The organism is Dorea sp. 210702-DFI.3.125 (genome assembly GCF_020560945.1).
Lineage (GTDB): Bacteria > Bacillota > Clostridia > Lachnospirales > Lachnospiraceae > Dorea > Dorea formicigenerans.
Genome location: NZ_JAJCNF010000009.1, coordinates 14,785 through 26,700 on the forward strand (window position 1 = coordinate 14,785; position 11,916 = coordinate 26,700).

The window sequence follows — 11,916 nt, forward strand, 5'->3', positions numbered from 1 at the left end:
AGAGATTTAAAGAAATTTATTTGTTATAATTCATCAGCGTTTTGATGTCTTCTTCCGGCGTGGTGATAGGTGCTATACCGTAATTTTCTACTAGAAAATTCAAAATATTAGGAGACAAAAATGCCGGAAGAGAAGGACCAAGACGAATGTTCTTGATACCCAGGTGTAAAAGTGTTAACAGGATGCAGACGGCCTTCTGTTCGTACCAGGAGAGAACGAAGGAAAGCGGAAGTTCATTTACGGAGCATCCAAATGCATCTGCAAGTGCTACAGCAACCTGAATCGCACCATAAGCATCATTACACTGCCCCATATCCATTAGTCGTGGCAGACCACCGATTTCTCCAAGATCGAGATCGTTGAAACGGAATTTTCCGCATGCCAGAGTAAGGACAATACTGTCAGAAGGTGTCTGTTTTACAAATTCTGTGTAATAGTTTCGTCCAGGTTTAGCACCATCACAGCCGGCAACCAGAAAGAAATGACGGATTGCACCTGATTTTACTGCTTCAATTACAGTGTTTGCATGGGACAGGATGGCTGCATGACCAAAACCGGTTGTCACTTTTGTACCGCCATTGATGCCGGTGAGTACCTGATCTTCCTTGTAACCACCAAGTTCCAGCGCTTTTTCAATAACCGGCGTAAAATCTTTCTTCTCATCAATATGAACAGCACCGGGGAAGGCAACCATTTCTGTTGTAAATACTCTGTCAGCATAACTGCTTTTTGGCGGCATCAGACAGTTGGTGGTGTAGAGAATCGGAGCTGGAAGATGATCAAACTCTTTTTGCTGATTCTGCCATGCGGTTCCAAAATTCCCTTTTAAGTGTGAGAATTTTTTTAAGAGTGGATAGGCATGGGCAGGGAGCATTTCACCATGAGTATAGATGTTGATTCCTTTTCCCTTTGTCTGTTCAAGTAAAAGCTGCAGGTCTTTCAAATCATGTCCGGTTACAACAATAAATGGTCCCTTTTCTATTGTAAGTGTAACATTGGTTGGTTCTGGTGTCCCATAGGTTTCTGTATTTGCCTTATCAAGAAGTGCCATACACTTCAGGTTGATTTCTCCTACTTTTAGTACTGTAGGAAGCAGTGCATCTGCACTTTCTTCATAACCAATCTTAAATAATGCTTCACAGAAGAAGCGATTCACTTCAGTATCTTCATAATTCAGAACATTTGCATGATAGGCATAGGCAGCCATTCCACGAATTCCGAAAAGAATCAGAGATTTCAAAGAGCGTATATCTTCGTTGGCATTCCACAGCTGTTGCATATCGTATTCGTCTGTTTTACCGCAAGATGATTGACATTTGCTGCAGTCAGGAACCAGTCTTTCTTTTTCAGCTCGGACTTTTTGTATCATGTTTTCAATTGAGACATCGTCAAAATTTACATTTGTAACTGTGGTAAACAGCCCTTCAATTATGATCTGTCCGGTTCTTTTGGAAATAGCTGTTGTACTATCGACAGCTCTTGCAAGACCAATCAAGGCACCCGTCAGTTCATCCTGTAATCTGGCTGTATCTGCCTTTTTTCCACAGACACCGGCATTTCCTGTACATCCGGCGCATCCGACGGTCTGCTCACACTGAAAGCAAAACATTTTCTTATCCATTATTGTATCCTCCTTTTTTATTCTATAGTTTTCCCATCAATACTTATCGTTATAACCTGCCATGGTAAGAATTTTCCACTATCCTGAAGCGCCTTTTTTGCTGCTATCTCCAGACCACCACAGCAAGGAACTTCCTTATCATTTTTACCCTCCGTCTATAGCATAAAATTTTTATTTCTGTTAGAATCATAGTGTAATAAATGCAACTTGTATGTTTGATTTCCAACAGGAGGAACAATTTTGAAAAAATTTTTACCCATTTTAAGGAACAGTCCTTTCTTTAAAGGTCTTACTGATGACGAGATATTATCCATATTGCACTGTGTAGAGGCAACAACAGTTTCAAAAGAGAGAGATCCTTCAAAAGGGTGCAGCATTTGGGGCACATATCTTTTTTGATGATCAGGATATACATACAGAGCCAGCTTCGGCGGTTGCTCCAGCGGCCACAGTGCCTTATCGGGATGGAGATAATCCGAAAGAGTAAAACGCGAGGCATTCTTGAAAAAAATACAGAAAATGACATAAAATTGATAAAACATCGTAAATTGATAAAATATGTAAATTTTTAGTTAGATTTTAAGCATTCTATGGTACACTAGTATGGTATATCAAAAATGGGAGGGAGACTCAAAAATGAGCAAAAAAGAAGGAAAAGGGTTAAAGTCTTTTAACAAGGGATTTCAAGTGCCTGACACCTACATTATTATCTTTCTGGTAGTTGTTGTCGCAGCACTTCTGACGTTCCTTGTACCAAAGGGATTTTACGAAACGCAGGATATTTCGTACATGATCAATGGTGTTGAGAAAACCCGTACAGTAATCAAAGACGGAAGTTTCCAGTATCTGACAGATGATGCGGGAAATGTAGTAACAGAAGGAGTAGCACTCTTTAGTGGAGATGGCGGAACAGGATTCTTTAATTATATGTATAACGGAATCGTAAGCAGTTCTGCAATCGAGATTATTGCATTCCTTATGGTTGTAGGTGGTGCATTTGGTATCATGATACGTACCGGTGCAATTGAATCCGGACTGATTGGATTGATCCGCAAGGCAAAGGGAACCGAGAAACTGCTGATTCCAGTACTTTTCGTACTGTTTTCTCTTGGGGGAGCAGTTTTCGGGATGGGAGAAGAAGCACTTCCGTTTACTATGATTCTTTGTCCATTATTTGTAGCAGTTGGATATGATTCAGTTATCGCAGTTCTTGTTACTTATGTTGCAACACAGATTGGATTCGGTTCATCTTGGATGAATCCATTCTCTGTAGGTATTGCACAGGGCATTGCAGGTATTGATGTATTCTCCGGAGCAGGATTCCGTATGGTAATGTGGGTAGTATTTACAGCACTCGGCTGTGGAATGACTATGTTCTATGCGTCAAAGATTAAAAAGACTCCGACAATTTCAATCGCATATAAGACGGATATATATTTCCGTGAGCAGAATGAAAAAACAGGAATTGACGAAGGACACTCATTTGGTCTTGGGCACATTTTAGTTCTTCTGACACTGGCTGCTACAGTAGTATGGGTAGTATGGGGAGTTATGACTCAAGGATACTACATGCCAGAGATTGCTACACAGTTCTTCATTATGGGAATTGTTTCCGGTGTGATTGGAGTTATCTTTAAACTGAACGATATGAAACTGAATGATATTGCAACCTCATTCAAAGATGGAGCAAAAGACTTGATCGGTGCAGCACTTGTTGTTGCTATGGCCCAGGGTATCATGCAGGTTCTTGGTGGATCCGATCCGACAACACCTACAGTTATCAATACAATTATGTATAATATTTCAAATGCACTGTCTGGAGTTTCCGGAGCAGTTGCAGCAGTACTTATGTATCTGTTCCAGTCCGTATTCAACTTCTTTGTTGTATCCGGAACAGGCCAGGCTGCGATCACAATGCCGATCATGGCGCCACTGTCAGACCTGTTAGGTGTTTCACGGCAGACAGCGGTAGTTGCATTCCAGCTTGGTGATGCATTTACAAACCTGATTGTTCCTACGTCCGGATGTCTGATCGGATCGCTTGCAATTGCAAAGATTGAGTGGTCTAACTGGATTAAATTTATGTGGAAATTCCTTGGCGTATTAATGATTGGTGCAATCATTACAGTTCTTATTGCAGTTGGAATTGGATTCTAAAACATACATTTGATAATTGAGAGTGATTTATGATGAAATTAATTCAGAATATTGATGTTTATGCCCCACAGCATCTGGGGAAAAAAGATGTACTTACAATCAATGATAAGATTGTCAAGATTAAAGATGTAGGTTCTATATCCGCAGACGGATTTCTTTCTGAGGCAGAAATAATCAATGGAGAGGGGTTACTTTTAACTCCGGGATTCATTGATAGTCATGTTCATGTACTCGGAGGCGGTGGTGAAGGTGGATTCGCCAATCGTACTCCGGAAGCAACTATGGAAGGACTTACGAAGTTTGGAGTAACAACAGTTGTTGGCTGCCTTGGAACAGATGGAATTGGTCGTGATATATGTGCACTGGTTGCAAAGACAAAAGGATTGAATGAGCAGGGAATGTCTGCATACTGTTATACAGGCAGTTATCAGATTCCGGTTCGCACGTTGACTGACAGTATTGTGAAAGATATTATGATGATTCAGGAAATCATCGGAACTGGAGAAATAGCGATTTCTGATCATCGTTCTTCACAGCCGACTTTTGAGGAATTTACACGTGTCGTTGCGGATACAAGACTTGGTGGTGTTCTTTCCGGGAAAGCTGGTATTGTAAATGTTCATCTTGGAGACAGTCCGAGATGCTTAGATCTTATTGAACGAGTGGTAGATGAGACAGAGATACCGGCTTCTCAAATACTGCCAACACATATCAATCGAAATGAGATGCTTTTTGGCAAGGCGATTGAGTATGCGCTGAAAGGCGGAGCAGTAGATTTTACCGGAAATGAAGATATTGACTATTGGGAAACTATCTGTGATGAGGTACGTGTATGTAATGGTATCAAACGAATGCTAGATGCAGGAGTAAATCCGAACCGCATGACAATTTCTTCTGATGGACAGGGAAGCCTTCCGATGTACAATAGTGATGGTGAATTCCTTGGAATGGGCGTTGGACAGTCCAGCTGCCTTCTGAAGGAAGTAAAGGAATGTGTATTTAAAACAGAAATTCCTTTAGAAATAGCTATTTCTACAATTACATCTAATCCAGCAGATATTCTCCATCTCAAAGGAAAAGGTAAGGTTGAAGAAGGCTATGATGCTGATCTTTGTATTCTTGACCAGGAACTGCAGCTTGTTGAAGTAATTGCAAAAGGGAATACAGTTTATACAAGATAAAGTATATCAGAGGTGCGCGTCATGCAATTGCAGGACGCGCACCTCGCAGCAAGAATGGATACAATAAAAAATTTGTAGGAATATAAAGATATGGAATTAAGACTATTACGCTATTTTCTGACCGTAGCAAAAGAACAGAGCTTTACAAAAGCAGCAGAACAATTGCATATTACCCAGCCAACGCTATCCAGACAAATGGCGGCATTTGAAGAAGACCTGGGAATAACATTATTTATTCGAAACGGGAAGAAAATATCGCTCACTGATGAAGGAATTTTATTAAAAAGGCGTGCCTTGGAGATTCTTAATCTTGAGGAAAGGACGATTGAGGAACTGAAAGGAAAAGAAGAGGTTGTAGAGGGCACGATAACCATTGGATGCGGTGAATTTGCAGCAGTGGAGACATTGGCGAAGATATGTAAAACATATAAAGAAAAATATCCGCTGGTTCAGATTGTATTGCATACTGCAACAGCAGATGCAGTGTATGAGATGATGAACAAAGGACTTGTAGATATTGCATTATTCATGGAGCCGGTGGACACCGAAGGGCTGGATTATATCCGAATCACAGATTGCGATCACTGGTGTGTCGGAATGCGGCCGGATGATCCGCTGGCAGAAAAAGAGTTTATAAAAAAAGAAGATCTTATTGGAAAGCCCTTGATCCTGCCGGAAAGAATGAACGTTCAAAGTGAACTTGCCAACTGGTTTGGGAAAGACTTTTCAAAATTACAGATTGCTTTTACGAGTAATCTTGGAACGAATGCCGGAGTTATGGCGGCAAATGGACTGGGGTATCCAGTTTCAATTGAGGGTGCTGCAAAGTATTGGCGAGAGGATATTCTTGTACAGCGAAGAATTTCTCCTGAAATCACGACCAGCACGGTGATTGCCTGGAGACGTAACATCCCATATTCTTTGGCAGTCCGTAAAATGATCGAGGAGATTAATGCTTTTCAGGCATAAAACAAAATTCAATATAAGCATTAGACATAATGAAGCGATAGAGCTTAAAATAGATATGTAAGATGAATGTAAATCTTATACATCTATTTTTTTTGTGAAAATACGTAAAGAAAGGGGCTTTTTATTATGAGTAAAAAATTAGTGGCATTTTTCAGTGCAAGCGGAACAACAAAAAAAGTAGCACAGATGATCGCAGAGGAAGTAAAAGCGGATTTGTTTGAGATTGAGCCGAAAGTTCCATATACAAAGCCTGATCTTGACTGGATGAATAAAAAATCCAGAAGCAGTGTGGAAATGAGTGATAAAAAATATAGACCGGCGATTATGAAAAAAGAGATGGATATGAGTTCTTATGACGAGATCCTTCTGGGATTTCCAATCTGGTGGTATGTGGCTCCGACAATCATCAATACATTTTTAGAAGCTTACGATTTCAGTGGTAAAAAGATTGTGCTTTTTGCAACATCCGGAGGAAGTGGATTCGGGAACACTGTGAAAGAATTGCAGTCATCTGCACCAAACGCAATTATTACAGAAGGCAGACTGCTAAATCGTGGAACGAAACAGGAAATTAGTGAATGGGTAAACTCTTTATAAATAACAGCGATATGGAGGTATACAGAATATGGCAAAAATAGTACAGACAGCAGGAAGAAATACACTTGGTGAATTCGCACCGGAATTTGCACATTTTAACGATGATGTACTTTTCGGCGAAAACTGGAATAACCAGGACCTCGACGTAAAAACAAGAAGCATTATCACAGTGGTTGCTCTGATGGCTTCCGGAATTACGGATTCTTCTTTAAAATATCATCTTCAAAATGCAAAAAATCATGGTGTGACACAAAAAGAGATTGCTGCAGTGATCACACATGCTGCATTCTATGCAGGTTGGCCAAAAGCATGGGCTGTTTTCAATCTTGCAAAGGAAGTGTGGGAAGCAGGCGAAGGAGATTTGCCATATGAAGAGGAAGCGATGCGTGCGCATGCTAAAGAGATGGTATTTCCAATTGGTGCACCAAACGATGGCTTTGCACAGTATTTTTCTGGCAGAAGTTTTCTTGCACCGATTTCTACTTCTCAGGTTGGAATTTTCAATGTGACATTCGAACCAGGATGCAGAAATAACTGGCACATCCATCATGCAAAAAGTGGAGGTGGACAGATCCTGGTATGTGTTGCCGGAAGAGGATATTATCAGGAAGAAGGTAAAGAAGCTGTAGAAATGAAGCCAGGCGACTGCATCAATATTCCTACAGGTGTTAAGCACTGGCATGGAGCCGCACCGGATGAATGTTTTCACATCTGGCAATAGAAGTGCCGGGCGAAAATAGTTCCAATGAATGGCTTGAACCGGTAAGTGATGAAGAATATAGAAAACTAAAATAGGAAGATTGAAAAAAGTATATCAGCTGGGTAGATTGTTTTGAAAAGGCTTCCTTAAAAGGCATGGTCGGTGGCGGTGGAATTGATGCAGCAAATACAGCTGAGGATCATGTGGGTAGGAAAATGGCACAGGAGATGAATGGGAAACACATCACTATATTTCATTGAGCGGGGTAAGCGAAAGGGCGTTGATGCAGTATCTTGCAGATCATAAAAATATCCGAAAGATTTATCTCTGCCTTGATAATGATATTGCCGGAAATGCCGCCTGTGAGAATCTTGCAGAAAAAATCCCAAACGATAAGGTGGTAATGCGATTAAGACCAGTAAAGAAAGACTGGAATGAATGTCTGACAGCAGGAATTATCTGCTTTGGTTTTTTCAATAATTTCTAAAATTGAGGTTGCTTTGAGAGTGCGATTGGTGGAAGCATTGCTTATACACGGAGAACCACTTGTTTTGCAAGATTCATCGATTTTTAAAGAGAAAAAACGGCATTTGTGAAAATTGCCCTTACTGCAACTCCGGCATTACATACAACGGAAATTTTTGGTCAGCCAGTATTCAAATACACTTACCGAGAAGCTGTTATAGAGGGATATCTTGTTGATCATGATGCGCCACATCATTTGGAAAGAAAACTCAGTACAGGGGGTATTCATTATAAATCTGGTGACACTGTGACTATATCGGTCACAATGAATGTGTACACGCATATCGGATTCGATGATGCAGAGGAAGAACTGAAACGAATGGAAGAGTTTAGGAAAGCGCAGGCGGAGGTTGAACAGAAGAAAGAGAAATCTATGTCGCAGAAGATGTTTAAGGTAGTTTAATATGGAAAAGAGATGACGCTCCGGCTTAGGCTGGGGCGATTTTTTGTGGAAAAAACCGGCTCTTTCTGATATGATTAATATGTATGCAGATTCGGTTACCAATATTAAAATGTCAGGCTACCAAGGGTAGCACTTTTTAAAGGAGGTAGATGATTATGAATCATTACGAAGAAGGCATTAATGCAATGTGGGAAGAGGTGGAAGGCAAAAAGCCTGAATCAATTCATCAACCATCAGACAAAGAACGATGGAAAGAATTTGTGGAGGAATACAGTCATAGCGGATATCTTGTCCAGTCAGAGTTTGGTACTATTGATACCACAGATGATGCGATGAAAGATGTAGCGGGTGGAGAAAACTTATCGTATGAGGAATACCTACAGGTACTTTTTAATTCCAGAAACATCATAAGGCATTGCTTTGAGTATTGCTATTACAGCAATGCTTGGTGTGACTTCAAAGGTCGGATTAGCAGATTTGATAAAAAGAAAGGCAAGGTCATATTCAATTGCATCTATGTATCTGGCGGACTTATGGATGGTGATTGCTACGAAGGCAAGGAAGACCATGTCTGGATGGATATGGAGCCTTTTGAAGAATATCAAGTGGGAGATTGCTTATCCTTTGGGGGCGAGATATATCGTTATCTGAAAACAAAAAATGGTAAGCAGATATCATTTGGAATAAGAGAACCGTATGATATTAAAAAGATTGAATCTTACGAGTTGCCTAGTGATGATGATATGCTTATGCAGGCTGTAGATCAAATGATATGTGAAGTCTGTATGTTTAATGAACACTGTTACATGGGTATGTGTATAGCTAATGAGGAATGGCGAGAAGGAATGCGAAAAACTTTATTTAATGCTGCAAAAGGAAACAAATAATTTTTCTTTATGATTACAGGGGCAGGCAGCAATTGATGTTGTCTGCCTTTTTGAATGGAGCATTACTGCAACTTTGACGATTACAAAAGGATGATAATGAAAGGATTAGAGATTATCTTGTGAATGGTAGTGAAGTGCATATTGATATTTACGATGATCGTATGGAAATTTATTCGCCGGGAGGCATGCCAGACGGTTCCATTATTCAGGACAGAGATCCGCTTACAGTTCCATCAACGAGAAGAAACCCAGTTTTAGCAGATATATTTAATCGGCTGGGATATATGGAACGTAAAGGTAGTGGATTTGGAAAAATCATCGGCGGCTATGAATTTCAGATCAACTATGATGAAAGTAAAAAGCCGTCTTTTAGATCAGATCGGTACCAGTTTACAGTTGTGATGCCAGAAAAGAATTGGAATGGACGCAAGGAGAGAAGCCTGTGTCACAGAAGATGTTTAAAGCAATATAGGAGAATAGTTAGTTTGGAGGCGCTCTGGCGATAGCTGGAGCGTTTTTGTTATGGAAATGAGAAGAAAATGACGATATAATAAATAGTATATCAGATATAGAAGAAATGGAAAATGCCCGCAGGAAATTGGAGAAAGGGCAGAAGAAGCCAGTGAGCCAGAAAATGTTTAAAGTGGTTTAGAAAAATATCAAATGCAGCCTAAGTCAGAAATGGCTTGTGCGTGTTTATGGTTGTATACAGAAGTGTCAAGATGCTGTGTGATTATGAAAGGAAGCGATCGGACATGAAAAAAATAACAATTGATAATACGGAGTATGTGGTATATGGAAATAATGAAAAAAAAGATAACTTAAAACCACATATTGAAGTTGCAGAAACAGGAATAGTTCCAGAGGGAAAACAGAGAGGATTACTTTTGTTATATTTAGAGGAAAAAGGAATAGAACCAATTCAAGGAGCAACTACATACTGGTGTATAAATAAAATATTAAAAATGGATAATTTGAAAGTTTTTGATAAAAAAATTGTAAAACAAAAAAAATCCTCGTCAAAAAAAATATATTTGCCTATTACAGTAGAAAATATAGAAGAACAGCACCGTTTAGTAGAAGAAAGTACAAACTATGGTAAGGAAGGTTTAATAATTAGAGAGGTTTTGAATGCGTATCCAAAGCATGACGATTTAAATACAATCGCAATGAAAATTGCTGTAATAGATGTGACAAATTCTACGCATTTGTCACAGTATAAGAGTCAATTATCGTTATATGATTTGGCAAAAGTAATTTTGGATATTCCTGCTTTTGATGTTAGATTGGCAGCAGGTGATCCTGAACTTGTGAATATTATTGCTAAGAATGTAGGGGCAATCAATATGTTTTCTTTTGCTTCTAAGTATTGTACATATCACAATGTAGAGGTTTATCACAGGGATGATTATTCGATATTTGATGGAATTGTAAAAGAGTCACTACCTAACTATGTTGATGGACTGTCTAAACATAAATTAGATGTTTGGAAATCGGAATATAATTATGTAGCGTTTAATGAATGCATCGGAGGATTATTAGACGAGTATAATATTCACATCCCATTCAGGAGAAGAAAATTCGATCATTTTTTATGGTATGCCAATAGGTAGGGGTATGAAAGTGGAAATCAAAGAAACTTCTGGATATGGATTGGTTCGTATAACAGAATATGAAGTAGGGCTGATAAATTATTTGTATTTAGTCAGTTGTACAGTTAGGTCTTTCGATGGCAGACTTAGAACTGCTGTCGATTGGCCTAATCAATGACATGTATGCAGAGAGCAGAAATGATGATTGTAAGTATGCAGAGCTTGCAACGCAGGAAGATTTCGATTGATTTTAATTAGAAAATAAAAGCTCTACATCTTTAAAACCGCGTGTGAGCGTTGTTTTATTAAAAGATGCAGAGCTTCTTCTTTTATTGAAATTCACCGATTCCAAGACCATTCACCGATTCTAAGACAAGCGCGAATACCGGCGCAAGACCATGCACGGGAAACAGTTGGATCGGTTGAGTTACCTTCATCAATTGCAGCAAGATAATAAATCGAACTATAGTAACTAGAATATGAGGAATCACTTACTGTGCCATAATCTGTTGTTTCACCGATTTTATATGCTTCATATTGTTTGGTATCGGAACTGTACAATCCCAAGTATCCTCTAGCAGTATAAATGATGCTATGGACCTTTCCGTTTCCATTGATGAGAGCTAAGAAATGACCGGATCCGTCCTGCAAACTTGGTACTTCGGATAATTTTACCGTTTCATTGTAGGAATCTTTCAGGTTAACACCAGCAAGCCCATTACTGTATGGGGCAGGATTTCCAGAAAAACTGGCAAGTGTTATCGCTCCACTAGAGGCTTTCCATTGCGTTGAACCTGCATATAATTCAGAGGTTACAGTTTGTACTGCTTCGTGCAGCATTCGAGTTTCTGCGATGACTTTATCTTTTTTCGCTTTTTCGATATAGCCTGTTAATGCCGGAATTAGTAGTGCGGCAAGAATTGCTAAAATTGTTAATACAACAATCAGTTCTACTAAAGTAAAACCACTTTTTTTACTTTTAGAATGTTTCATTTTGTAATGTCCCCCTATGAAATAAGAACTATATTTCTTTATTTAATAAGTATAAGGGATAGCTTGTCTGAAAACAAGAAGAATTATAATTGTAAGTATGAGTTGAAGTATTTTGCAAAAAGTGTAGTTTTAAACAAGAAAAATATAATACCCTGAAAAGCCGATAAAACAACGCAAAACTCGGCAATACAGGGCATTTCAGAACAGGAGAATTTTATGATTAGAGTACTTTTTATCTGTCACGGCAGTGTTTAAGAAACGTGGCGAAAGCCATGATTTTATTGGGTTTCT

12 protein-coding genes and 3 pseudogenes are annotated in these 11,916 nt (G+C 39.2%); 12 read left to right on the forward strand and 3 right to left on the reverse strand.

All coding sequences use genetic code 11. The features are described from left to right. Positions 1-16: 16 nt before the first annotated feature. Both hcp and LI164_RS16290 read right to left on the reverse strand, forming a co-directional pair. On the reverse strand, positions 17-1,621 hold the full coding sequence (gene hcp / locus LI164_RS05920; RefSeq protein ID WP_022279587.1) for a hydroxylamine reductase: 1,605 nt from the start codon (positions 1,619-1,621) through the stop codon (positions 17-19). A gap of 17 nt (positions 1,622-1,638) precedes the next feature. Continuing rightward, positions 1,639-1,755, reverse strand: a pseudogene (locus LI164_RS16290) (ferredoxin); the annotation flags it as partial. A gap of 106 nt (positions 1,756-1,861) precedes the next feature. On the opposite strand from LI164_RS16290, the gene LI164_RS05930 reads away from it, so the two are divergent. From LI164_RS05930 to LI164_RS05985, 12 genes and pseudogenes are all read left to right on the forward strand, one after another. Then, positions 1,862-2,020 carry a hypothetical protein gene (locus LI164_RS05930; protein WP_330413008.1) on the forward strand — a complete coding sequence of 53 codons (159 nt, stop codon included), beginning with the start codon at positions 1,862-1,864 and terminating at the stop codon, positions 2,018-2,020. Further along, positions 2,010-2,108, forward strand: coding sequence for a 5'-nucleotidase (locus LI164_RS16295; RefSeq protein WP_227086899.1), 99 nt, complete (start codon positions 2,010-2,012; stop codon positions 2,106-2,108). The genes LI164_RS05930 and LI164_RS16295 overlap by 11 nt, the downstream gene beginning before the upstream one ends. Before the next feature lie 149 nt (positions 2,109-2,257). Continuing rightward, complete coding sequence (gene yfcC, locus LI164_RS05940; RefSeq protein WP_227086888.1) at positions 2,258-3,778, forward strand: putative basic amino acid antiporter YfcC; 1,521 nt, start codon at positions 2,258-2,260, stop codon at positions 3,776-3,778. A gap of 32 nt (positions 3,779-3,810) precedes the next feature. Then, positions 3,811-4,959 (forward strand): beta-aspartyl-peptidase, encoded by a 1,149-nt coding sequence (iadA, locus tag LI164_RS05945; RefSeq protein WP_227086900.1) that lies wholly within the window; start codon positions 3,811-3,813, stop codon positions 4,957-4,959. Positions 4,960-5,049: 90 nt separating this feature from the next. Then, the gene (locus LI164_RS05950; RefSeq protein WP_117657588.1) at positions 5,050-5,928 is read left to right on the forward strand and encodes a LysR family transcriptional regulator; all 879 of its coding nucleotides are present in this window, start codon (positions 5,050-5,052) and stop codon (positions 5,926-5,928) included. Between the two features lie 126 nt (positions 5,929-6,054). Then, positions 6,055-6,525 (forward strand): flavodoxin, encoded by a 471-nt coding sequence (locus tag LI164_RS05955; protein WP_227086889.1) that lies wholly within the window; start codon positions 6,055-6,057, stop codon positions 6,523-6,525. 28 nt (positions 6,526-6,553) lie between these two features. Beyond that, positions 6,554-7,320, forward strand: a pseudogene (locus tag LI164_RS05960) (carboxymuconolactone decarboxylase family protein). A 185-nt stretch (positions 7,321-7,505) separates the two neighbouring features. Then, on the forward strand, positions 7,506-7,712 hold the full coding sequence (locus tag LI164_RS05965) for a toprim domain-containing protein (protein WP_334290733.1): 207 nt from the start codon (positions 7,506-7,508) through the stop codon (positions 7,710-7,712). Positions 7,713-7,817: 105 nt separating this feature from the next. Continuing rightward, complete coding sequence (locus tag LI164_RS16115; RefSeq protein WP_005330945.1) at positions 7,818-8,153, forward strand: hypothetical protein; 336 nt, start codon at positions 7,818-7,820, stop codon at positions 8,151-8,153. Between the two features lie 155 nt (positions 8,154-8,308). Next, positions 8,309-9,040, forward strand: coding sequence for a hypothetical protein (locus LI164_RS05975; RefSeq protein ID WP_040015277.1), 732 nt, complete (start codon positions 8,309-8,311; stop codon positions 9,038-9,040). 107 nt (positions 9,041-9,147) lie between these two features. Next, positions 9,148-9,438, forward strand: a pseudogene (locus LI164_RS05980) (ATP-binding protein); the annotation flags it as partial. 357 nt (positions 9,439-9,795) lie between these two features. Then, the gene (locus tag LI164_RS05985; protein ID WP_040015278.1) at positions 9,796-10,653 is read left to right on the forward strand and encodes a hypothetical protein; all 858 of its coding nucleotides are present in this window, start codon (positions 9,796-9,798) and stop codon (positions 10,651-10,653) included. Between the two features lie 318 nt (positions 10,654-10,971). On the opposite strand, the gene LI164_RS05990 is transcribed toward LI164_RS05985, so the two are convergent. Beyond that, a complete protein-coding gene (locus tag LI164_RS05990) occupies positions 10,972-11,625 on the reverse strand; it encodes a Tfp pilus assembly protein FimT/FimU (protein ID WP_005330952.1) in 654 nt (217 codons plus the stop codon). Between the last annotated feature and the right edge of the window lie 291 nt (positions 11,626-11,916).

What these genes read in the sequence shown, in the direction of transcription:
- hcp (WP_022279587.1), bottom strand. Translation starts at nt 1,621, where the DNA reads ATGGATAAGAAAATGTTTTGCTTTCAGTGTGAGCAGACCGTCGGATGC.
- yfcC (WP_227086888.1), top strand. Translation starts at nt 2,258, where the DNA reads ATGAGCAAAAAAGAAGGAAAAGGGTTAAAGTCTTTTAACAAGGGATTT.
- iadA (WP_227086900.1), top strand. Translation starts at nt 3,811, where the DNA reads ATGAAATTAATTCAGAATATTGATGTTTATGCCCCACAGCATCTGGGG.
- LI164_RS05950 (WP_117657588.1), top strand. Translation starts at nt 5,050, where the DNA reads ATGGAATTAAGACTATTACGCTATTTTCTGACCGTAGCAAAAGAACAG.
- LI164_RS05955 (WP_227086889.1), top strand. Translation starts at nt 6,055, where the DNA reads ATGAGTAAAAAATTAGTGGCATTTTTCAGTGCAAGCGGAACAACAAAA.
- LI164_RS05975 (WP_040015277.1), top strand. Translation starts at nt 8,309, where the DNA reads ATGAATCATTACGAAGAAGGCATTAATGCAATGTGGGAAGAGGTGGAA.
- LI164_RS05985 (WP_040015278.1), top strand. Translation starts at nt 9,796, where the DNA reads ATGAAAAAAATAACAATTGATAATACGGAGTATGTGGTATATGGAAAT.
- LI164_RS05990 (WP_005330952.1), bottom strand. Translation starts at nt 11,625, where the DNA reads ATGAAACATTCTAAAAGTAAAAAAAGTGGTTTTACTTTAGTAGAACTG.